Raw genomic sequence first — 21,757 nt, 5'->3', positions numbered from 1 at the left:
ATAATGAATTTAATCATTGATGTTGGCAATACGTTTGTGAAACTTGCTGTTTTTAAGAGCAACAGGTTGATGGATAAAACATCTGTTGGATTAGATAGCATTATAGCTGAGATAAAGCAATTAAAAGGTAATTTCCGTGGTTTAAAAAGAGCTATTGTATCATCTGTTGGAAGGTTAAATGATGAAGATGTAGATACAATAGGCAAAATTTTTGATTTGCTCATATTGGATTCCGAAACAAGATTGCCTTTTACAAATTTGTACAAAACCCCAAAAACATTGGGCGTAGATAGAATGGCATTGGTAAGTGCATCAGTTAATCAATTTCCTGAAAATAATACACTAGTCATTGATGCAGGAACCTGCATCACTTACGATTTTGTAAATGCTAAAAACGAATATCTGGGCGGCGCAATTTCTCCAGGTCTGCGGATGAGGTATAAATCATTGAATAATTTAACTGCTAATTTACCGTTATTGGAAACAGAAGTGCCAAAAAATATTATAGGAACTTCTACCAAACACTCCATACACTCTGGGGTTGTCAGCGGAATTGTTAATGAAATGGATGGTGCCATTGCAACTTATAAACTTAATTATCCCGATTTAACAGTTATTTTAACAGGAGGCGATGCCAAATTCTTGTCTAAGCAATTAAAAAGTAGCATATTTGCCAATCCTAATTTTCTATTGGAGGGATTAAACTTTATTTTACAATTTAACTCGAACGAATGATAAAAAAACTTGTATTAGTTTTTGCTTTAGTATTTACTATTTTCAATTATGCACAAGAGGGTACAGCTTCACCTTATTCTTTCTACGGTATAGGTAACCTTAAATTCAAGGGAACGGTTGAAAACCGGAGTATGGGTGGATTAAGTATTTATAACGATAGTATCCATATGAATTTAAGAAATCCAGCATCCTATGCTGGTGAAAATGTTGGTATTTATCCCTTTAATGGAGAGAGCAGACCAGTTAAATTTACCGTTGGAGGTGGTTACACAAGTCAGGATTTAAAAAGTAATTCTGGTACTGAAAAAGCATCATCTACAACCTTTGATTATTTGGCGTTATCTGTGCCAGTGGGCAAGTTCGGCTTTGGGTTTGGTCTATTGCCTTATACTTCAGTAGGATATAAATTGGAATCTTTGAATAACGATGGCAATTTGCAAAACAGGTTTAAAGGAGAAGGAGGAGTAAACAAGGTGTTTTTCGGATTGGGCTATCAAATAGCAAAAGGATTAACTGCAGGTGTTGATGTGCATTACAATTTTGGAAATATTCAAAACAGCACTTTAATTGTACAATATGACAATGGGGTTCCAACCCAATATCAATCTAGCGAGAGAAATAGGTCGGACTTAAGCGGAGTGAATTTTAATTTTGGTTTGTCCTATAAAAGGATGTTGAACAGTAAATTGGAACTTGTTTCCGGTATGACCTTTACTCCAGAAAGCAATTTAATCTCGCAAAACGAACGTTCAATTTCAACGGTTACTTTAAGCGCAACAGGGCAAGAGTTTGTTGTAAACACCATTCAATCTGATTTGCAGGCTATGGGTCTTGCAGAAACTGAATTGGTTTTGCCTTCAAAATTTGCATTTGGAGCAGGAATTGGACAGCCACGAAAATGGTTTGTTGGAGCTGAAACCAGTTTTCAAAAAACCAGTAAGTTTTCAAACCAATTATACGGCACAAATGCAACGACTTATAAAGATGCCTACTCACTCTCTTTAGGTGGGTTTTACATTCCAGATTTTAATTCTTTTGATAGTTTCTGGGAGCGTATTGTTTACAGAGCTGGGTTTAGACAGGAAGAAACAGGGTTGAATATAAATAATGAATCCATTAAAGAGTTTGGCATATCTTTTGGAGTAGGATTACCGGTTGGGGATGCTAGACTGCTCTCAAACGCCAATTTGGGCTTCGAAATAGGAAAAAGAGGCACCACAAATAGCAATTTAATTCAAGAGAATTTTATAAATCTTCAATTAAGCTTATCTTTGAACGATAGATGGTTTCAAAAAAGGAAATATGACTAAAAGAACAAATTTATAATCATGAAAACTAAAATTACTTTATTAGCGCTTTTATTTATTGGATTGAACTTTGGTTTTGCCCAACAGGATGAAGAATGTATGACCAAATTGTCCATATTCCATGAGTATGTAAAATCGAAAAATTTTGATGCTGCTTATGAGCCATGGATGGCTGTGAGAAATAGATGCCCAAAATTCAATAATGCCATTTATGTTGATGGTGAGAAAATTTTAGAGCACAAAATTGATAATTCTGCTGGAGCTGAAAAAGTAGCTTTCATAAACGATCTTTTAAAGCTTTGGGAACAAAGAGCAGAGCACTTTGCCAGTAAAACACCAAAAGGGGAGTATGCGGCCCAAGCTTGCCAATTAATGTACGACAACAGAAAAGAATTGGGTAAAACAGATGTAGAATTGTATGAGTGTTTTGATGCTGCATATAATCTAGATAAAGAAACTTTTACAAATCCAAAAAGCTTATACACCTATTTTTCCTTAATGGTAGATTTGTACGATGCAGGTAAAAAGCCAGCTGCTGAGTTGTTTAGCAAATATGATGACGTTGTAGAGAAGGTAGAAGTTGAGGTTCAAAACTACTCTGAACAATTAAACAAACTTATTGCAAAAGATTCAACTGGTGCGAGCTACACTAGCAAAGAAAAAAGCTATAAAAGGTATTACGAGAGCTATTTAAAAGCTTATGACCAGATTTCCGAAAGTATTGATGGAAAATTGGGTCCTAGAGCGAATTGTGAGAACTTAATCCCTATATTTAAAAGAGATTTTGAAGCCAATAAAAACAATGCAGTTTGGTTGCAACGTGCTGCTGGACAAATGTCGCAAAAGGAATGTACCGACGACCCATTGTTCTTTGAATTGGTAAATGCTTACCATGAAATAAGCCCTTCTGCGAATTCAGCATTTTACTTGGGTATCTTAAAAGATAAAGAGGGTAAATCAAGTGAGGCCATTGCCTTTTACAAACAGGCTATTGATTTAGAAACAGATAATTTTCAAAAAGCAAAACTTAACAATAGAATTGGTTTAAAATTAAAGGCTAAAGGAAATTATGGGCAAGCAAGAAGCTTTTTCAATGAATCGCTTAGACTGAACCCATCAAATGGCCGCCCATATTTGTCAATAGCAGCTATGTACGCAGCTAGTGCTAACAATTGTGGCGATACTACTTTTAACAAAAGAGCAGTATATTGGTTGGCGGCAGATGAAGCTAGAAAAGCGGGCCGAGTTGACCCAACCTTATCTAAAGCTTCTGCACAATCTGTTAATAGTTATTTAGATAGAGCACCATCAAAAGCCGATGTGTTTAGCTGCGGATGTTCTGGTCAAGTAATCAAGATTAGTTGTTGGATTGGACGCTCTGTTACCGTTCCAAATATTTAATGAAAAAACACAAAACATATAATATTTTAAACATAGTCACAATAATTATTGTGACTATGTTTTTTTCATGTAATGACAGTTTAAAACAGGTTCAAAAAATCGGTATTTCAGAAAACGAGCCAATCGGCATTGATTATAATATGAACGTTAAGTATACCGATTCTGGAAGGGTAACTGCAAATCTAATAAGTGCTAAGATGTTGGATTATTCTAACCGCGATTTCCCGTTCCATGAATTTACAGACGGTGTTACATTATATATTTTCGACAAAGACAATAAAAAAAGCACTGTGGTTGCAGATTATGCCATTGTATATGGTAATACCGATTTAATTGATATGCGAAACAATGTTGTAATTACCACACACGACAATAGTGTTTTAAAAACCGATCAGCTATACTACGACCAGAAAAAGGAATGGTTATATACCAATGAGCCCGTTGAGTTTCAAACGGAACAAGATCTTATTAAGGGTAATGGTTTTGATTCCAATTCAAAGTTTACAAATGCCGAAGTTCTTGAGGTTACAGGCATTATTACCCTTGAAGAATAGTCGAGAACAAAAACTAAAATAGAACAAATAAACTGTTTTTATTTTAAGTATCTTTGTGCCAAACACAAACACATGAAATTTTCTAAAATCTTTCAATATGCCTATTTGGCCTTTGCCGTTTTGTTTCTTTATGATGGCATATCAAAATTTGGTAACGGCACCAACGGAGCCTATATCTCTTTTGCCTTGGCTGTTTTAGCGGCATTTATGTACTTCTTTAGGCAAAGATTTAGAAAGAAATATGAGAATAAAGACAGCTCAAAATAAATGACGGTTCCTGTTGTCATTATTGTATTATCACTTATACTTTCGGCTTTTTTTTCGGGCATGGAAATTGCCTATGTGTCTTCCAATAAAATTCACATTGAAATTGAAAAAAAACAGGAAGGTTTGTTGGCAAAAGCTTTAACAAAACTTACCACAAAGCCATCAAAGTTTATTACAACTATGCTCATTGGCAATAATATTGCTTTGGTTGTTTATGGTTTTTTTATGGGAGATGTGCTTATGAATTGGTTTCAGACGTTGCTGCCAACGTCCAGTGAATTTTTAAATTATCTTTTAACCGATTTAAATTTATTGTCCCAAACCATTATTTCAACCGTTGTGATTTTAATCACGGCAGAATTTTTGCCAAAGGTATTCTTTCAGATATATGCCAACACGCTTATAAAAGCATTGGCAATTCCAGCATATTTGTTTTATGTATTGTTCACGTTCATTTCAGATTTCGTGATTTGGATTTCAGATTTTATCCTGAAAACTTTTTTTAAAACCGAAGGCGACCAAATTCAACTTGCTTTTACTAAAGTAGAGCTCGGCAATTACATTAGTGAACAAATGGAAGCTGTAGAGGAACATGATTCTGTTGATAGCGAAATACAGATTTTTCAAAATGCTTTGGAGTTTTCCGAAGTTAAGGCAAGAGAGGTTATGATTCCTCGAACCGAGATTATAGCTGTTGAGGTTAACGATACTGTAAAATCATTGAATGCGCTTTTTACAGAAACTGGAAGAACCAAAATATTGGTTTATAAAGATACCATTGACGATATTTTAGGCTATGTGCATTCATTTGAATTGTTCAGAAAAGCCAAAAATATTAAAGCCATGTTAACACCTGTTGAGTTTGTTCCAGAAACAGTGCTTATAAAAGATGTGTTGAGTGTGCTTACCAAGAAGAGACGCAGTATTGCTGTGGTTTTAGACGAATACGGCGGAACTTCTGGCATTATGACCGTAGAAGATATTATTGAGGAATTGTTCGGCGAAATTGAAGATGAGCACGATTCAGCAAATTTAATCGAGGAGAAAATTGATGAAGAAACCTATAAATTTTCAGCTCGATTGGAAGTAGATTACATAAATGAAATTTATAAGGTAGACCTTCCAGAAAGTGAAAATTATGAAACCCTTGGCGGATTAATTGTAAACCATACTGAGGAGATTCCCAAACAAAATGATGTTGTAAAAATTGACAACTTTCAGTTTACGGTTTTGGCCGTGTCAAATACCAAAATTGACCTCGTGGAGTTTAAGGTTTTAGATGAAGATTAACTTCCAATTAATCACTATTCTTTATGGTGTTTGTGTTAAAAGCCTGTTATTTTTTCATCAAATTAATTTTAACTCCATAATAAATAAATAACCCTTTTATTATTAAATAGAAATTGGTATTTTCGCGCACGATATTTTTGTCGGTTTTTGTATAATCGGCACCAACTTAACAACAAAACCCCAGCTTTTTTGGGTAAATAAAATTTAATTTACAAATGGCAGTTTTAAATAAGATAAGGCAACGTTCACTATTCTTGATATTGATTATAGCATTGGCGCTATTTTCTTTTGTTTTGGCAGATTTGTTTAGAAATAGTGATGCGCTTACTTCGAAGTCACAAAATATAGTGGCGACCATTAACGGAAAAGATATTTCAAGAGAAGACTTTTTGCAAAAAGTTGAGGTGGCACAACGTCAAGCAGGGCCAAATGCTACAAGTACCATGGTGATGAACCGAGTTTGGGAGCAGGAGGTAAGACAAGCGGTTATGGAAACACAGTTTGAAGAACTTGGTATTTCTGTAGAAAAAGATCAAATGCGCGATTTGTTAAAAACGGCTTTAGCTACCAGTCCAGAGTTTTTAAACGAGGCTGGTTTCTTTGATGAAAATAAATTGAACGAATACATTGCCAATTTAAAAGAAACCAGCGTAACAGGTTACGAAGGTTGGATAAATTACGAAAAGCAATTGGCATTTAACGCCTTGAACCAAAACTACTTTAACATGGTAAAGGCTGGTTTAACAGGAACTTTGGCAGAAGGCGAACTTGACCATAAATTAGAAGGGCAAAAAGTAGATATTAAATATGTTCAAGTGGCATACTCTACAATTGCCGATAGCCTTGTAGAGGTTTCAAGATCCAATATTTCAGACTACATTCTTGACAATAAAAAACAATTTGAAGTAGAGGCTTCAAGAGATATCCGTTTTGTAGAGTTTAAGGAAGAAGCATCTCTTGAAGATGAAAATGCCATTAAGGCCGACCTTGAAATTTATGTAAATGGAAGACTTGTTGATGAAAGAGGAAGAAAAGATACTATCGTTGCTTTTTCAGAAGTTAAAAATAATGAGGAGTATATTAATTCAATAGCCGAATCAGATATCAAATTTGATGACCGTTTTCTTTTCAAATCAGACTTGCCGGAAGAAGTGGCCGATAATATTTACAATCTAAATGAAGGTGAGGTTTATGGTCCATATAAAGATGATGGTTATTTTAAGGTGTCTAAAGTAGTTGCTGTAAAGCAAATACCAGATTCTGCCAAGGTAAGACACATTTTAATCCCTTTCATTGGCGCACAAAGTGCAGGACCGGATGTTACACAAACTGAAGCTCAGGCTAAAGAAACTGCGGATAGTTTATTTGCAGTTTTAAAATCTAACCGCTCTAAGTTTCCTGATTTTGTAACTGAATTTTCATCAGATAAAGGAAGTGTAAATAATGGTGGTCGCTACGATTGGCATGGTTACAACACTATGGTGCCAGAATTTAATGATTTTGAGTTTGAAGGAAAAACAGGAGATTTAGGTGTTGTAAAAACCATTTTTGGTTTCCATATCATAGAGATCGAGGGACAAAAAGATAAGCAAAAAGCAATTCAAGTTGGAACAATCGCTAGAAAGATTGAGCCTTCAGAAGCAACTTCCGATAAGGTATTTAGAGATGCATCAAATTTTGAAATCAATGCTGGAAAAGGTGATTTTGAAGCTGTTGCCAAAGAAAATAATTTTACCGTTAGACCTGTAAATGGCATAAAGGTTCTTGATGAAAACATTCCAGGTGTTGGTGCTCAAAGACCAATTGTTCGTTGGGCGTTTAATGAAGAGTCTGAAGTTGGCGACATAAAGCGTTTCAATATTCCTGGTGGTTACCTAATTGCTCAATTAGTCGCGCAACATGAAGAAGGGTTAAAATCAGTTGAAGATGCTACTGCACAGGTTCTACCAATTATAAGAAAAGAGAAGAAAGCAAAATTAATTCATGATAGAGTTTCTGCAACGACCTTGGATGATTTGGCTGCTGCCGAAAACACAACGGTAAGAACAGCCAATGGTATAAATATGAAAAACCCAACCATTTCTGGCGCAGGACGAGAGCCTTTAATAGTTGGTGCTGCGTTCGGATTAAGTGAAGGGGGAACATCTGGTTTATTGGATGGTTCAAACGGTGTTTATATGATTCAAGTTACCAAAGTAACTCCAGCTGTAACGTTGGATAATTATCAAGCTGCTGCCAATAGAGTAGAGCAACAAAAAGTTGGTGCTGTTAATTCAAAAGTGTACAATGCGCTTAAGGAAGCTGCCGAAATTGAAGATAATAGGGCGAAAAATCAAGTTCAATAAAAAGGACATAAAGCATAAATGAAAAGAAGCTCCGAAATAATCGGGGCTTTTTTGTTTTTAGGCCTATAATATCATTGATGTGTATGGTATAACGGTTTCAAAACCTTTTACTTTAAAATAAGATGTCGGGTCACTTTTGGAAGTTGCTAAAACAAAATCTCCGCCCCATGCCCCAAGACTTTTTAAGCCACCATTAAAATCTTCGAAAAGTAATTCTTTAATTGTTTTTTGATTGGTGATTTCAGCAATTAAAGTTTCGTGTGAAGCTATTAAAGCATCAAATTCTTCAAGGGTTTTGGCTGAAATTATTTTCGCCGTGATAACATTAATCTCATTAATTATATTTGAAGCATTGACTTTATTGCTGTGATAATGTTTAATGCCTTCTCGACTGTTTTGTTTTCTGTTTAAGTGAATAAAATACAGGCAGTCCTTAAATGACGTATTAAATTCAGCAGTATTTACAATGGGTTTGGAATTTATGATTTGATATGTAATGGCATAATCTTTTTGTGCACAGGCAATATCATATCCACTTCCGCCAAAGGTTTTTTCCAATAGTTGGTAAGCATCAACATTAGCCCATTGCGCCACATTATTTATCAACGTTGACGATGTGCCTAGTCCCCAATTTCTTGGAAAATCTAACCGTGTGGTAATTTTACAACCAATGGAGTTAATAAGAAATTCTGGATTTAGTGTTTTCGCCGCATCTAAGATTTGAATCAGTTTTTTGGAAACATCATTAAGAGTAGCATGCGATGTGCTAATCTCATTCAATTGAAATTCACCTTCAAACCAAACCTTACCCTTTTCATCCAAACTTTGCCAAATGATTTTTGGTTGGTCTAAATTTTCAACGGTCAACGATTGCCCATATTTTGTTGGTACAGCTAATGACATAGCCCCGTCGAGTACTACATATTCGCCAGTCAATAATAATTTACCATGGCTGTAAAATGTTTTCAACTTTTAACTCTTAGTTTGTTAATGGCTTCTGAAACGGCACTGTGAGAAACCGTGTGGTTTCTAAAATATTCGGTAAGTATTTTTTTCTCTTCGTTTGTGGCTTCAAACTGATTCAAGATGTTCATCAAATGCATTTTCATATGGCCTTGTTGAATACCTGTAGTGGTAAGTGAGCGCAGTGCGGCAAAATTTTGTGCCAAACCGGCAACAGCTACAATTTGCATCAACTCTTTGGCTGATGGTTTATGCAAAAGTTCTAAGGCCAATTTTACAAGTGGGTGTAATCCCGTTAATCCCCCAATGGTGCCAAGGGCCAGAGGTATTTCAATCCAAAAGGTAAAAATACCATCCTCAACTTTGGCATGGGTTAAACTACTATATTTTCCTTTTCGTGCCGCATAAGCATGAACACCAGCTTCTATGGCTCTAAAATCGTTTCCTGTTGCCAAAACAACGGCGTCAATACCGTTCATTATGCCTTTATTATGTGTTACCGCCCTAAATGGTTCAACTTCAGCAATGTTAACGGCCTGGACAAATTTTTTCGCGAAAGCTTCACCCGAAATGGTGCTGCCTTCATTTAAATCTTCAACTTTACAACACACTTCTGCACGTACCAAACAATCTGGCACATAGTTGGACAAAATGCTCATGACCACCTCAATTTCCTTTTCTTCATCAGAAAATAGATGAAAAACCTGTGCTTCATCTTTAAAGGTTTTTGCAAACTGCTCTAAACATGAATTTATAAAATTGGCACCCATGGCATCCAGGGTTTCAAATGATGCATGGAGCTGGTAATAGTTGCCAATGTCCGAAGTTTTATCCCGTAATTCTATATCAATGATACCACCACCACGCTTTTCCATGTTTTTGGTAATGGCCTTGGTATCTTCAATGATCTTTGGCTTAACCAAATCAAAAAATGTTTTTAGCTTTTCGAAATCACCTTTAAAAATAAAATGGACCTGCCCAATTTTAGTGGTTGAAATGACTTTGGTTTTAAAACCGCCTCTGTCCATCCAAAACTTGGCAGCTTTGCTTGCTGCGGCAACAACAGAACTTTCCTCAATGGCCATAGGGATGGTGTATATTTTTCCATTGATTAAAAAATTGGGAGCCACACCAAGAGGCAAATAATAATTCGTGATGGTGTTTTCAATAAATTCGTCGTGCAATTGTTGCAGTTTTTTGTTGCTATTCCAATATTGTTTCAATACCTCCTTGGCATCATCAGTATTTGAAAAATAGGTCTCAACAATCCAATCTATTTTTTTTGATTTTGAAAGTTTAGAAAAGCCGTCAATTGGTTTACTCATAATTTATTCATTAGCAGTGCAAAGATACTACTCTTGTTATGAATATTGAATACCTTGATTTAAACCGCGTTATTTAAGTGTTAATATTGACGGTTTTTTACATAATTTTTAGTAAACTTGACATCATTTTGTAAAAAGAATAATTTTTTTAATGAATCACCTAAAATTCTCCTTTTATGTTTGCCTGTTTGTAACTTCAATTGTTTCAGCGCAAACCAAAGAAATTACCCTCGAAGACATTTGGAAAAACGGAACTTTTAGAACAGAATATCTTGATGTTTTGCATTCAATGGCGAATGGACAACAATACTCTGTTTTAAATTTTGATAGAGCAACACGAAGTACGTCCATAGATATTTATGATTACAAAACTTTGAAAAAAATAAATACCTTGGTAAGCTCAGCCAATTTTGAAGAGATTCCCTATTTTACTGATTATACCTTTAGCCAAGATGAAGATAAAGTGATTTTGGCAACCAATGAGGAAGCCATTTACAGAAGGTCTTCTTTGGGGAACTATTATGTTTACAATGTAAAACATGGTAGCCTGACCTTGATTACCGAGGATAAAATACAAGAACCCACGTTTTCACCAGATGGAACTAAAGTGGCCTTTGCAAAGGATAATAACTTGTTTGTTAAAGATTTGCAAACCGATAAAATAACGCAAATCACTTTTGACGGTAAAAAGAATGAAATAATTAACGGTATTACCGATTGGGTTTACGAGGAAGAATTCAAATTTGTGCGTGCTTTCGATTGGAATTCTAATAGTGATAAAATTGCCTTTATTAGATTTGATGAAACTGAAGTTCCTGAGTTTTCCATGGATGTTTATGGCGAGGGGCTTTACCAAACCCAGCAGGTTTTTAAATATCCTAAGGCTGGAGAGGCTAATTCAAAGGTGTCGCTTCATATATATGATTTAACTAATGGAAAGACTAACGAGGTAAAAGTTGATAAGGCATACAACGACTTTTATATTGCAAGAATAGAATGGACCAAAAAACCTGATGTATTGAGTGCCCAATATTTAAATAGGCACCAAAACGAGTTGGATTTATGGCTGATCAATGCTAAAACAAATACCTCAAGTTTAGCACTGGCAGAAACCGATGAAGCTTATGTGGATGTTACGGATAACCTAACTTTTTTAAAGGATAACAGTTTTATCTGGACCAGCGAAAAGGATGGGTTTAACCATATTTACCATTATTCCGAGAATGGCGATTTGATTAACCAAGTCACAAATGGAAAATGGGAGGTCACGGAATATTATGGTTATGATGAAAAAAACAACACTATTTTTTTTCAATCTACAGAAAACGGTTCCATCAATCGTGATGTGTATTCCATTAAATTAAATGGCAGAAATAAAGCAAGATTGACCAAAAGTGAGGGAACAAATAATGCTTCTTTTAGTGCCGATTTTTCATATTTCATCAATACGTTTTCAAGTGCATCTACACCACCAGAATTTACATTGAATAGTTCTGCATCGGGTAATGTGATAAAGAGTATAAAAGATAACGATGTACTGGCACAAAAGCTTTCCGATTATAAAACGTCAAAAAAGGAATTTAGCACTATCCATGTTAATGGTAATGATTTGAATATGTGGATGATTAAACCGGCCGATTTTAATGAACAAAAGGAATATCCTCTTCTAATGTATCAATACTCTGGGCCGGGCTCGCAAGAAGTTGCCAACCAATGGAACTCTTACAACGATTATTGGTTTCAGCATCTGGCACAGCAAGGTTATATTATTGCATGTGTTGATGGCAGGGGAACGGGTTTTAAAGGCGCTGATTTTAAAAAGGTAACTTATATGAATTTGGTAAAATATGAAACTGAAGACCAAATTGCTGCAGCCCGAAAACTTGGCGAGTTGTCTTATATAGATTCCGATAGAATTGGTATTTGGGGTTGGAGTTATGGTGGTCACATGTCTACCAATTGTTTGCTTAAAGGAAACGACGTGTTTAAAATGGCCATAGCAGTAGCACCGGTTACTAGCTGGCGTTTTTACGATACTATTTATACAGAACGTTACATGAGAACTCCGCAGGAAAACCCAAGTGGGTATGATGATAATTCGCCATTCAATTATCCTGAAAAACTAAAAGGTGATTATTTGCTAGTTCATGGCTCTGGTGACGATAATGTGCATTTACAGCATACAATGAGAATGGCTGAAGCTTTAATTCAAGCAGATAAACAATTTGATTGGGCTGTATATCCAGACAAAAACCATGGCATTTATGGAGGAAATACGAGGCTTCATCTATATAAAAAAATGACTAATTTTATTAACGAAACGCTAGGCGATAAAATAAAAAAGGAGGAAGAAGTAAAACAAAAGGAGCAAGTAAAGATTAAAGGGTAACTAAAATAAAATTTATGGCAAATACGGCTAAAGTTAAACAGAAGGAATTATTTGGACACCCAGTTGGGCTATTTGTATTATTTTTTACGGAAATGTGGGAGCGCTTTTCCTATTATGGTATGAGAGCCATTTTAGTATTATATCTTGTAGCTGAAACAAAATCAGAAAATGCTGGATTAGGTTGGACAAATGGAGAAGCTCTGGCCTTGTACGGATGGTATACAATGATGGTTTATGTTATGTCAATTCCAGGAGGCATAATTGCAGATAAGGTTCTAGGTCAAAAGAAATCGGTGCTAGTTGGTGGTGTTTTATTACTTTTTGGGCATAGTATCTTAGCCGTAGAACAGATGTGGGCATTTTATTCAGGACTTGTTTTGATAGTTTGTGGGGTTGGAATGTTAAAGCCAAATATATCTACTATGGTTGGGGGGTTATATAAGAAAGGAGATATACGAAGAGATAAAGGTTTTACTATTTTCTATATAGGTATCAACATTGGAGCATTTTTGTCAAGTTTGGTTGTTGGATATGTAGGTGAAGTCTATGGATGGCATTATGGTTTTGGACTTGCTGGAATAGGAATGTTCTTTGGTATATTACAATATGTTCTTGGCCAAAAACACTTGGCTCATGTTGGTAATTTTCTTGGGGCTTCTAAAAATGAAAAAGAAAAAGTAGCATTAAGTAAGCCATTAACTAAGATTGAAAAGGATAGGGTAGTAGTTTTACTAATTTCTTTTTTACTGGTAATTGTTTTTTGGGGTGCGTTTGAACAAGCCGGAGGATTGATGAATATTTATACGATGGAAAAAACCAACAGAATGTTATTTGGTTGGCAAGTTCCAGCATCGTGGTTTCAATCACTCAACGCTATGTTTATAATATTTTTGGGTACAACTGTCGCAGCTTATTGGGCAAAAAGAAAAATGAAAGGTAAACTTTCAACTTCTTTATTTAAAATGATAGTTGGCCTTATTATCATGGGGACAGGGTTTTTCTTTATGACAGGTGCAACAGCGCAATATGAGGCCACAGGAACTTCAGCTATGTATTGGTTGGTATTGGCTTATTTGTTACATACAATAGGAGAATTATGCATTTCTCCCGTGGCATTATCTTTTATAACAAAATTAGCTCCAGTAAAATATGCATCTATTATGATGGGAGTTTATTTTGCAATGACAGGATTTGGGAGTAAACTAGCAGGTCTTTTAGGTGAATGGTCTGAAAGTCTTGGAGAATATACTGTGTTTACAGGAATAGCTATTTTTTGTGTAGTGTTGGGCATGCTGGTTTTATTGGTAAGAAAAAAATTGGAAGTACTTACTCATGGTGTGGAAGATGAAGAAATTGAAATGCATTATGATGAAACCGAGGGTTTTGAACTTGCAGATAATTAAAATTTATATTTATGGCTAAAAACTCAACCGACCAATTTTTTCAAGATAAAGTTTTAGGGCATCCATCGGGGTTGTTCGTATTGTTCTTTACAGAAATGTGGGAACGTTTTTCGTATTATGGGATGAGGTCCATATTGGTTATATTTTTAACAGGTTCTCTCATAGGAGATAATCCCGGGTGGGCATGGGATTTTCCAGCAGCGTTGTCGCTTTTGGGCACTTATGCCATGTTGGTCTATTTAACCCCTTTGGCAGGAGGTTGGTTGGCAGACAATAAAATTGGTTATAGAATGGCCGTAGTTATAGGTGCATTGCTTATGACTTTGGGGCATGCTTCCATGGCCATTGAAACGCCAACATTTCTTTACATTGGTATTTCATTTTTAATTTTGGGGAATGGATTTTTCAAACCTAATATGACCTCTATCATATCAAAAATGTATGAAGGACATGATGAAAAAAAGGATGGCGCCTACAATATTTTTTATATGGGTGTAAATGCTGGGGCGTTTATTGGTATCATGCTTTGTGGCTGGGTCGGCGAAAAAATAGGATGGAGTTATGGTTTTGGTTTGGCAGGTATATTCATGTTCTTGGGCATGCTTCAGTTTTATTTTGCCCAACCCCTTTTTGGCAATATAGGTGATAAACCCATTAGAGTTGAACTTGAAGAAAGTGATAATATTGGAGATGAAAAGGATAGCTCAAAGCTTACAGAAAAGCTCAATCCTTTTTTAACTGTTGATTATATTTTGGTTGCAGTATTCACAATTTCTGCCCTAATTTTCATCATTAATGATCCTTTGAGTAAAATAGGGGATATCCAAACATTCAATTTCACCATTGCTGGACTTAGTGATTCCTTGTTTTTTGCCCTTTTGGCAGCCATTACTTTCATACTGCTTTTGCTGATTAGAATACCGCGGTATGTGGCTATTGAAAGAGATAAAATGATAGCTTTTTCAATTTTTTGTTTGTTCACTATTTTTTTCTGGGCAGCTTTTGAGCAAGCTGCAGGCTCTTTGCCTATTTATACACGAGATTTTACCAATAGGATTTTAGAGGGAGGTGCCGCAACCACTTTTAAGGTGGTTGATTTAATTGTAACTATAGTGCCTTTGGGTATTATTACTTATGTATTGTTGAGCTTGTTTAGACAAACCTTTAATAGAATTGGCCTATCAAATGTTATTCTTGGTTTTAGTTTTGTGATTGTTTGGGCCATTGTGCTTTACAAACTTTATATTGAATATCAGTCTACCGAAACTGAAGTTCCCGTAACTTGGTTTGCTATACTCAATTCATTGTTTATTATCATGTTTGCGCCATTATTTACAAAATGGTGGGACAGCAAATATAATCCACCAGCCTCGGTGAAGTATTTCTTAGGGCTTTTCCTTTTGGGTATAGGTTTTGCTTTTCTAGCGTTTGGAGCCAAAGATGTGCCCGATGGGGCAAAAACAGCCAGCTTGAGTATGGCATGGTTGGTTTTTGCTTATCTTTTCCATACCCTAGGTGAATTGTGCTTATCCCCAATGGGATTATCTTATCTGAGTAAACTGATTCCTGCCCGTATGGTAGCGTTTATGTTTGGGGTATATTATTTGGCCATAGCTATAGGTAATAAATTAGCACACTACGTAGGTGGGGATATTGAAAAGATTACCCAAGAGCATGGGCTATCCTCATTTTTCTTGATTTTCACGCTAATTCCAATTGGTTTGGGATTTGTTTCGTTGTTGTTGCATCCAGTGCTAAAAAAACTCATGCACGGTGTCCGTTAATCGAAAAATAAGTTAAAAATTTATCGAAATGCCCCTCAATTGGGGCATTTTTTGTAAGTTCGGAACAGCTTTTGCAACTTAGTTAGGTATGAAGAAGATATTTTTTTTAATTATTGCCGTTGGTTTTGTTAGTGTTAATACGCTAGCTCAAGAAATTAATTGGGTGAATTTTGAAGAGGCAATCAAGCTTCAAAAGAAAGCGCCAAAAAAAATTATGATTGATATGTATACCACATGGTGCGGCCCATGTAAAATGTTGGATCGTAACACATTCCATAATAAGGATGTTGCTGAATATGTTAACAAGAATTATTACGCTGTAAAGTTTAATGCTGAGGGCAATGAGGTTGTGAATTATAAAGATATTTCGTTTACTAATCCAAATTACGATCCTGCCAAAGCAAATAAGCGAAATTCTGCTCATGATTTGGCAAGATACTTTCAAATTAGTGCATACCCAACAATTGTTTTTTTAGATGAAAAAGGGGAATTTATAACGCCAATACGCGGTTACAAAACGCCTTCGCAATTGGAGTTGTTTTTAAAGATGTTTAAAAATGATGATCACAAAAGCTTGGATACCCAAGAAAAATTTTATGAATATTATGAGGCGTTCAAACCTCAGTTTAAAGATGTGAACCAGTGAAAAACTTAACCTTAACTTTATTGTTTGTATTGTTTTCAGTCAGTAGCTGGGGGCAAAAGGCTCTAATTTGGCATACAGATATGAATGAAGCTTTTGAAATTGCATCAAAGGAAAATAAACCTTTAATGCTGTTTTTTACGGGTTCAGACTGGTGTGGCTGGTGTATAAGGTTGCAAAAGGAAGTTTTTAAAACTTCAGATTTTGAAACTTGGGCGAAAGAAAATGTGGTTCTGGTGGAACTGGACTTTCCCAGAAAAACAGCATTGGATAGAAACACTCAAATCCAGAATTACCAAATGCAAAAGATGTTTCAAGTAAGAGGCTACCCATCCATTCTTTTCGCAAAACCTGAAATGATGACTGATGGCAAAAAGAATTTAAAAAATCTTGGGCGTACTGGATATGTGCGTGGCGGCCCAGACAAATGGTTGGCTGTGGCAGATAACATTGTAGGAAAGTATTATTAAAAAATCAGTAACTAACTATAAACGCTCCCTTTTTTCCTGTTTGGTGAAAAGGGATTTTTCTTTTTTGGCATATTCGTTCCCATTGTTCCACGTAAGATGTATAATTGCTGCCATCGGCAATAATTTGTTTTGGACTAATGGAATCTATTAAACGGTTCAGGTTCACTTTTGGAGATTGCCGCAATAAAACATAGTCGTGCTGAAATGAATTCACGTTATAAACTCCAAGACTGTCCACAATCAAAAAAGTTTTGTCGTTTAATTTATAAAAAGGTTGGATTGAATCTTCTTCAATAGTCATGATATGGCTGCCAACCGTATAATCTTTAACCGTATTGTTTTTTAGTTTTGAAATGCTGTCCAAATCACTGGCAATTAAAACTTTGTTATTCGTAGTGTTTCCCAAAAGGCTAAATCTGCTTTTATGAAAAACAATGAATTCCTTTGAAGGTTTAGCATAGCTGGTATAAATAAAAGCTCCTTGAACCAAAAGAATGCTGATTAAAAAGAATTTTAAGTTGGAATAATTTCTTTTGAAAATCAATCTGAAAAGCATGATAAACATCATATAAAAAACCAATACATACAAAAGGCTGAACGGAATGTCTTTGAATAAAAAGGATTCCTGTTTTGCTACCCAGCCCACGAAGGCATTCATCAAGTCGATTATCCGTCCAAAAAAATCGGCATAGAATTGTGGTAGTATTTTTAATACGGCTAGCAGTATCAGTAATATGCCCATGGAAAGAATAATTCCAATAAATGGGATAATAATTAGGTTTGAAATGAAAAATAAACCTGGAAATTGATGGAAGTAGAACAAACTTAAAGGTAAAACTCCAAATTGTGCTGATACAGTAACTGTAAAGATGTGCCATAGTTTGTCAGTTACCCAATATTTCGGTTTCCAAAGCTTATACAAAAGAGGATCGATGGAAACAATGGCAAAAACGGCCAGATAACTCAGTTGAAAGCCAACGTCAAATATAAATAGTGGTTTAAAAAGCAGAATAATGAACATGGAAATGGCCAGGGTATTGTAAATATTTGTTGGTCGTTTTAAATTCCATGCTATAGCAACAATACTAAACATGGTCACTGCTCTGGTAACCGATGCTGAAAGCCCTGCTACTATGGCGAAACTCCACAATAACAGAACGAGTAAAATGGTTTTGAATAATTTGCCGTATTTGTATCGCTCAATGGGTTTAAGAAGAAAACTTAAAATCAATAAAATTATCCCGACATGTAAGCCCGAAACAGCCAAAATATGAATAACACCCGCATCGGCATAACTGGTATAAACTTCCTCGGTTATGTCTTGGCGCTGCCCCAGTAAAAGTGCGTTAATTATCGCGAGTTCATCAGTTTTAAAATGATAAGGTTTCATTTTTTTATTGATGTGGGTTCGAACGGCATCCGCCATTCCTAAAAGAGTTATGGTGTTTGATTGGCCCTCTAAAAGCGATGCTCTTTTGGTAAAGAGTTGATGGTAGATATATTTTTTTTCTAAATAGTTTTTATAGTTGAATTGATGCGGATTTAATGGAGGATGCATCTCTTGAAAATTTGTTTTGCACACAAAAACAGCGTCAATTTTTAAAGGTTGGTTTAGTGAATCTTTTTCAATATTCAAAAGTGATTTTCCTGAGGACTTTGCTCCATCAACATCTAAAACATCCACAACATACTTCTCGTAATAATTGCTTGGTTTTAAAATTTCCCTTATCCTAAAAGTAATGGCCTCTGAATCGTCTTTTACTTCAGAGATATGATTTGTGTAATGATTTGAAAAGTTTTTTTGATTGTGCAAATTAGTAGTTAGAATTCCTATGGAAATCATGGTTAAAAATGCTACTATTCCAAACCAAATGGTTTTTGTAAACTGTTTTCGAGCTATAGCGTATAGAAGAAGTAAAATAACTAATAGCAGACCACTGAAAAGTAATGAAATAGAAAGCGGTACATTAAGGTAATACCCTAAAACAATGCCCAAAATCAAGCATACCGTGAGTTTTATTATAGCAAAATTGAGTAATCGCATCTTTTGGAAAGATATAAAAATATCCTATAAAATACGCCTTGCCTCATGAAAGGCATTTAGCCAATAGGGGTCGTTGAGATTCGATATAATAACCCCTTTGGTACTGGTAGCATGAATAAACTCAATATCATCATTTTTAATGTCTATAATAAGGCCAACATGATTAATTGAGTTTCTTCGATTTCCAGTTTTAAAAAAAAGCAAATCGCCATTTAGCACATTTTTTAAGGCTATTTTTTTGCCTCTTTTGGCCATATCGCGAGAAATTCTGGGTAACATAATGTCGTAATTCCTGAAGGATTCGTAAACCAAGCCAGAACAGTCCATTCCAGATTTTGTGGTGCCGCCCCATTTGTAACGCACACCTGCAAATTGTTTTGCGTAATCTATAATGTGTTCGGCCTCAGAGATTTCGGTGGCTGCTTCGGTGCTTTCAATAGTTTCTGAATTTTCACCGTTGAAAACTGTAGGTGCATCATTATCTTTTCTGGTAATTATCTCGTTAGAAACGGTTCTGTCAGTTTTAGCCCGTTTTGAAGATTTACACCCAGTAAAACCAATAAATAAAACAAGTATGAAAACAATTTTATTCACTAAAGTTTAAGAGTTTATGGATTCATAAATCAGTTTGGCCGTTTTTTCACTCGCACCTCTTCCGCCTAAAGCTTTTTCCAACTCATAATAATCCAGAAACATTTTTTTTCGTTTTTCGGAATTCAAAATATTATCAAGCTCTGTTTGCAACCTTTTTTTGTTAAAATCATCTTGAATAAGCTCCGTTACAACCTCTCTATCCATCACCAGATTAACTAACGAAATAAACTTCAACGTTATTATGCGTTTTGCAATTTGGTATGAAATAGCACTGCCTTTATAACAAACCACTTGCGGTACTTTAAATAGGGCGGTTTCTAAAGTGGCGGTTCCTGAAGTAACCAACGCAGCCATGGAAATACTTAACAAATCGTACGTTTTATTTGAAATGAATTTTACGTCTTTAGACTTTATAAAAGGTTCGTAAAAACTGTAGTCTTGGCTTGGCGCTCCCGCAATGACAAATTGATAATCCGGGTATTTGTCAACCATCTTGAGCATGACCGAAAGCATTTTAGTGATTTCCTGTTTTCGGCTGCCGGGCAATAGGGCTATTAATGGTTTGTCACCTAATCGATATTCTTCTCGAAACTTAAATTCACCAACTTGCTCTCGATTGGCTATGGCATCAATTAAGGGATGGCCAACGAAGGTAACCTCGTATCCATGTTTTTTATAGAATGGTGCAACGAAAGGCAAAATAACGTACATGGCATCAATATCGCGCTTAATAGCTTTTACTCGGCTGGCCCTTGATGCCCAAACTTGGGGTGAAATGTAATAATTAGTTCTAAATCCAGCAGGTTTAGCCCATTTGGCTATGCGTAAATTAAACCCTGAATTATCAATGAAAATAATGACATCTGGATTGAATTCTTCAATATCATTTTTACAAAAGGAAATATCCTTAAAAATCTTGTTGAGGTTCATAATCACTTCAACAAACCCCATAAAAGCACGTTCTTTATAATGTTTTACCAATTTACCTCCAACAGCTTGCATCAAATCGCCACCCCAAAACCTAAAATTGGCATCTACATCTATGTTTTGCAAAGCCTTCATGAGGTTGGAACCGTGTAAATCTCCTGATGCTTCTCCTGCTATAATATAATATTTCATCTATATATGAACTTGAGTAGATTTGAAGCTATTTCGAATTTGCATTAGTGTTAAAACAACTTAAAAATAAATGTAAAAACGGCAATGAAAACGGTAATTAATAAAACGCCCCTAGCACGATAATCTTGTTTCTTCTTAATAAAAATGAAGAAGGCCAACAGGTTTAAAATAGCACCAAGGCTAATCAGTTTTCCTAAAAAGCCCTCCGCTGCTGCCGCTTGAATTACTTTAGTAAAATCATCACCTTTGCCCAAAAAAGTGGCAGTAAAATATAAGCCAATAACATTGGCAATTAAACCAACAAACATACCTATGAAAATATCTTTCTTCATTTATTATTTTATTTTAAATCCCAGCTTTTAAGCTTTTTTATAAATTGATGTGCTGTGAGGTCAAATTGGGAAGGCACTACAGAAACATAGCCATTTTCTAGAGCCCATTCATCGGTGTCGTCACCACTATCTAAATTAACAAATTTACCAGTAAGCCAATAATAATCTTTTCCTTGAGGAGTTTTACGCTTATCAAATTCTTCAACCCAATTGGCTTTGGCTTGTCTGCAAACCCGAATGCCTTTTATACTTTCGGCAGGTAAATTCGGAATGTTTACATTGAGAACAACACCCTTGGGCAAGCTATGTTTCAAAACCTGTTCCGTAATTGTTTTGACAAAAGGTTTTGATGCCTCAAAATTGGCATTCCACCCATAGTCAAGCAATGAAAACCCAATAGCGGGAATGCCCTCAATGCCTGCTTCAATGGCGGCACTCATAGTTCCAGAGTAAATAACGTTGATGGATGAATTGGATCCATGATTAATGCCCGAAACACACAAATCGGGCGTTCTATCCAAAAATTCCCTGATGGCAATTTTCACACAATCTGCCGCAGTGCCCGAACAACTGTATTCTTTTTGCGGACCATTATCAAAATGTATTTCTTCCGCATAAAGGGTAGAGTTTAGTGTAATGGCATGGCCCATAGCACTTTGTGCGCTGTTGGGTGCAACCACCACAACATCACCTATGGTATTCATTATGGAAATAAGTGTTCTAATGCCCGGGGCACTAATGCCATCATCATTGGTAACAAGAATAAGAGGCTTCTTCGTCATTTTTAGGTTT

At 35.6% G+C, this 21,757-nt stretch carries 19 protein-coding genes; 12 read left to right on the top strand and 7 right to left on the bottom strand.

What is annotated here, in order from left to right; genetic code table 11:
- Nucleotides 1-3 precede the first annotated feature (3 nt).
- The 7 genes from ACB104_RS04350 (at nucleotide 4) to ACB104_RS04320 (ending at nucleotide 7,899) form a co-directional block, all read left to right on the top strand.
- A complete protein-coding gene (locus ACB104_RS04350) occupies nucleotides 4-735 on the top strand; it encodes a type III pantothenate kinase (RefSeq protein ID WP_370477050.1) in 732 nt (243 codons plus the stop codon).
- Complete coding sequence (gene bamG, locus ACB104_RS04345) at nucleotides 732-2,045, top strand: BamG family beta-barrel-assembly machinery protein (protein WP_370477049.1); 1,314 nt, start codon at nucleotides 732-734, stop codon at nucleotides 2,043-2,045. Before ACB104_RS04350 ends, bamG begins: the two co-directional genes overlap by 4 nt.
- Nucleotides 2,046-2,063: 18 nt before the next feature.
- Nucleotides 2,064-3,443 (top strand): tetratricopeptide repeat protein, encoded by a 1,380-nt coding sequence (locus ACB104_RS04340; protein ID WP_370477048.1) that lies wholly within the window; start codon nucleotides 2,064-2,066, stop codon nucleotides 3,441-3,443.
- Nucleotides 3,443-3,997 carry an LPS export ABC transporter periplasmic protein LptC gene (lptC, locus tag ACB104_RS04335; RefSeq protein ID WP_370477047.1) on the top strand — a complete coding sequence of 185 codons (555 nt, stop codon included), beginning with the start codon at nucleotides 3,443-3,445 and terminating at the stop codon, nucleotides 3,995-3,997. The genes ACB104_RS04340 and lptC overlap by 1 nt, the downstream gene beginning before the upstream one ends.
- A 72-nt stretch (nucleotides 3,998-4,069) precedes the next feature.
- Complete coding sequence (locus tag ACB104_RS04330) at nucleotides 4,070-4,264, top strand: hypothetical protein (RefSeq protein WP_370477046.1); 195 nt, start codon at nucleotides 4,070-4,072, stop codon at nucleotides 4,262-4,264.
- Nucleotides 4,265-5,554, top strand: a complete 1,290-nt coding sequence (locus ACB104_RS04325; RefSeq protein WP_370477045.1) for a hemolysin family protein — start codon at nucleotides 4,265-4,267, stop codon at nucleotides 5,552-5,554. It begins immediately after the preceding gene.
- A 215-nt stretch (nucleotides 5,555-5,769) separates the two neighbouring features.
- Nucleotides 5,770-7,899, top strand: a complete 2,130-nt coding sequence (locus ACB104_RS04320) for a peptidylprolyl isomerase (protein ID WP_370477044.1) — start codon at nucleotides 5,770-5,772, stop codon at nucleotides 7,897-7,899.
- Between the two features lie 63 nt (nucleotides 7,900-7,962).
- Here ACB104_RS04320 and ACB104_RS04315 read toward each other — a convergent pair whose 3' ends face one another.
- Both ACB104_RS04315 and ACB104_RS04310 read right to left on the bottom strand, forming a co-directional pair.
- Nucleotides 7,963-8,868, bottom strand: a complete 906-nt coding sequence (locus ACB104_RS04315) for a GYDIA family GHMP kinase (RefSeq protein WP_370477043.1) — start codon at nucleotides 8,866-8,868, stop codon at nucleotides 7,963-7,965.
- Nucleotides 8,865-10,187, bottom strand: coding sequence for a hydroxymethylglutaryl-CoA reductase, degradative (locus ACB104_RS04310; RefSeq protein WP_370477042.1), 1,323 nt, complete (start codon nucleotides 10,185-10,187; stop codon nucleotides 8,865-8,867). The genes ACB104_RS04315 and ACB104_RS04310 overlap by 4 nt, the downstream gene beginning before the upstream one ends.
- Before the next feature lie 151 nt (nucleotides 10,188-10,338).
- Here ACB104_RS04310 and ACB104_RS04305 point away from each other — a divergent pair, with 151 nt between their 5' ends.
- The 5 genes from ACB104_RS04305 to ACB104_RS04285 all read left to right on the top strand — a co-directional run bounded on the left by ACB104_RS04305 (nucleotide 10,339) and on the right by ACB104_RS04285 (nucleotide 16,876).
- Nucleotides 10,339-12,576 (top strand): S9 family peptidase, encoded by a 2,238-nt coding sequence (locus ACB104_RS04305; protein ID WP_370477041.1) that lies wholly within the window; start codon nucleotides 10,339-10,341, stop codon nucleotides 12,574-12,576.
- 14 nt (nucleotides 12,577-12,590) lie between these two features.
- Nucleotides 12,591-13,979 (top strand): peptide MFS transporter, encoded by a 1,389-nt coding sequence (locus ACB104_RS04300; protein ID WP_370477040.1) that lies wholly within the window; start codon nucleotides 12,591-12,593, stop codon nucleotides 13,977-13,979.
- Between the two features lie 11 nt (nucleotides 13,980-13,990).
- Entirely contained in the window at nucleotides 13,991-15,763 is a 1,773-nt protein-coding gene (locus ACB104_RS04295) for a peptide MFS transporter (protein WP_370477039.1), read from the top strand.
- Between the two features lie 88 nt (nucleotides 15,764-15,851).
- Nucleotides 15,852-16,409, top strand: a complete 558-nt coding sequence (locus tag ACB104_RS04290) for a thioredoxin family protein (RefSeq protein ID WP_370477038.1) — start codon at nucleotides 15,852-15,854, stop codon at nucleotides 16,407-16,409.
- Nucleotides 16,406-16,876, top strand: coding sequence for a thioredoxin family protein (locus tag ACB104_RS04285; protein WP_370477037.1), 471 nt, complete (start codon nucleotides 16,406-16,408; stop codon nucleotides 16,874-16,876). The genes ACB104_RS04290 and ACB104_RS04285 overlap by 4 nt, the downstream gene beginning before the upstream one ends.
- A 4-nt stretch (nucleotides 16,877-16,880) precedes the next feature.
- Here the strand turns inward: ACB104_RS04285 and ACB104_RS04280 are convergent, their stop codons facing one another.
- Genes ACB104_RS04280 through surE form a run of 5 tightly spaced genes read right to left on the bottom strand, consistent with a single transcriptional unit; the run spans nucleotide 16,881 to nucleotide 21,747 of the window.
- Nucleotides 16,881-18,920 carry a ComEC/Rec2 family competence protein gene (locus tag ACB104_RS04280; protein WP_370477036.1) on the bottom strand — a complete coding sequence of 680 codons (2,040 nt, stop codon included), beginning with the start codon at nucleotides 18,918-18,920 and terminating at the stop codon, nucleotides 16,881-16,883.
- Nucleotides 18,921-18,944: 24 nt separating this feature from the next.
- The gene (locus tag ACB104_RS04275; RefSeq protein WP_370477035.1) at nucleotides 18,945-19,514 is read right to left on the bottom strand and encodes a C40 family peptidase; all 570 of its coding nucleotides are present in this window, start codon (nucleotides 19,512-19,514) and stop codon (nucleotides 18,945-18,947) included.
- 6 nt (nucleotides 19,515-19,520) lie between these two features.
- Nucleotides 19,521-20,633, bottom strand: coding sequence for a lipid-A-disaccharide synthase (gene lpxB, locus ACB104_RS04270; RefSeq protein WP_370477034.1), 1,113 nt, complete (start codon nucleotides 20,631-20,633; stop codon nucleotides 19,521-19,523).
- Between the two features lie 50 nt (nucleotides 20,634-20,683).
- A complete protein-coding gene (locus tag ACB104_RS04265; protein WP_370477033.1) occupies nucleotides 20,684-20,965 on the bottom strand; it encodes a hypothetical protein in 282 nt (93 codons plus the stop codon).
- Nucleotides 20,966-20,973: 8 nt separating this feature from the next.
- Nucleotides 20,974-21,747, bottom strand: a complete 774-nt coding sequence (gene surE / locus ACB104_RS04260) for a 5'/3'-nucleotidase SurE (RefSeq protein ID WP_370477032.1) — start codon at nucleotides 21,745-21,747, stop codon at nucleotides 20,974-20,976.
- Nucleotides 21,748-21,757 lie beyond the last annotated feature (10 nt).

It is taken from the genome of Tamlana flava, assembly GCF_041287255.1.
Classification (GTDB): domain Bacteria; phylum Bacteroidota; class Bacteroidia; order Flavobacteriales; family Flavobacteriaceae; genus Tamlana; species Tamlana flava.
The sequence above is the reverse complement of the archived record's forward strand: the minus strand, read 5'-3'. Positions and strand labels throughout refer to the sequence as shown.

What these genes read in the sequence shown, in the direction of transcription:
- lpxB (WP_370477034.1), bottom strand. Translation starts at nt 20,633, where the DNA reads ATGAAATATTATATTATAGCAGGAGAAGCATCAGGAGATTTACACGGT.
- lptC (WP_370477047.1), top strand. Translation starts at nt 3,443, where the DNA reads ATGAAAAAACACAAAACATATAATATTTTAAACATAGTCACAATAATT.
- ACB104_RS04300 (WP_370477040.1), top strand. Translation starts at nt 12,591, where the DNA reads ATGGCAAATACGGCTAAAGTTAAACAGAAGGAATTATTTGGACACCCA.
- bamG (WP_370477049.1), top strand. Translation starts at nt 732, where the DNA reads ATGATAAAAAAACTTGTATTAGTTTTTGCTTTAGTATTTACTATTTTC.
- ACB104_RS04350 (WP_370477050.1), top strand. Translation starts at nt 4, where the DNA reads ATGAATTTAATCATTGATGTTGGCAATACGTTTGTGAAACTTGCTGTT.
- surE (WP_370477032.1), bottom strand. Translation starts at nt 21,747, where the DNA reads ATGACGAAGAAGCCTCTTATTCTTGTTACCAATGATGATGGCATTAGT.
- ACB104_RS04265 (WP_370477033.1), bottom strand. Translation starts at nt 20,965, where the DNA reads ATGAAGAAAGATATTTTCATAGGTATGTTTGTTGGTTTAATTGCCAAT.
- ACB104_RS04305 (WP_370477041.1), top strand. Translation starts at nt 10,339, where the DNA reads ATGAATCACCTAAAATTCTCCTTTTATGTTTGCCTGTTTGTAACTTCA.
- ACB104_RS04295 (WP_370477039.1), top strand. Translation starts at nt 13,991, where the DNA reads ATGGCTAAAAACTCAACCGACCAATTTTTTCAAGATAAAGTTTTAGGG.
- ACB104_RS04310 (WP_370477042.1), bottom strand. Translation starts at nt 10,187, where the DNA reads ATGAGTAAACCAATTGACGGCTTTTCTAAACTTTCAAAATCAAAAAAA.
- ACB104_RS04280 (WP_370477036.1), bottom strand. Translation starts at nt 18,920, where the DNA reads ATGCGATTACTCAATTTTGCTATAATAAAACTCACGGTATGCTTGATT.
- ACB104_RS04320 (WP_370477044.1), top strand. Translation starts at nt 5,770, where the DNA reads ATGGCAGTTTTAAATAAGATAAGGCAACGTTCACTATTCTTGATATTG.
- ACB104_RS04330 (WP_370477046.1), top strand. Translation starts at nt 4,070, where the DNA reads ATGAAATTTTCTAAAATCTTTCAATATGCCTATTTGGCCTTTGCCGTT.
- ACB104_RS04290 (WP_370477038.1), top strand. Translation starts at nt 15,852, where the DNA reads ATGAAGAAGATATTTTTTTTAATTATTGCCGTTGGTTTTGTTAGTGTT.
- ACB104_RS04340 (WP_370477048.1), top strand. Translation starts at nt 2,064, where the DNA reads ATGAAAACTAAAATTACTTTATTAGCGCTTTTATTTATTGGATTGAAC.
- ACB104_RS04325 (WP_370477045.1), top strand. Translation starts at nt 4,265, where the DNA reads ATGACGGTTCCTGTTGTCATTATTGTATTATCACTTATACTTTCGGCT.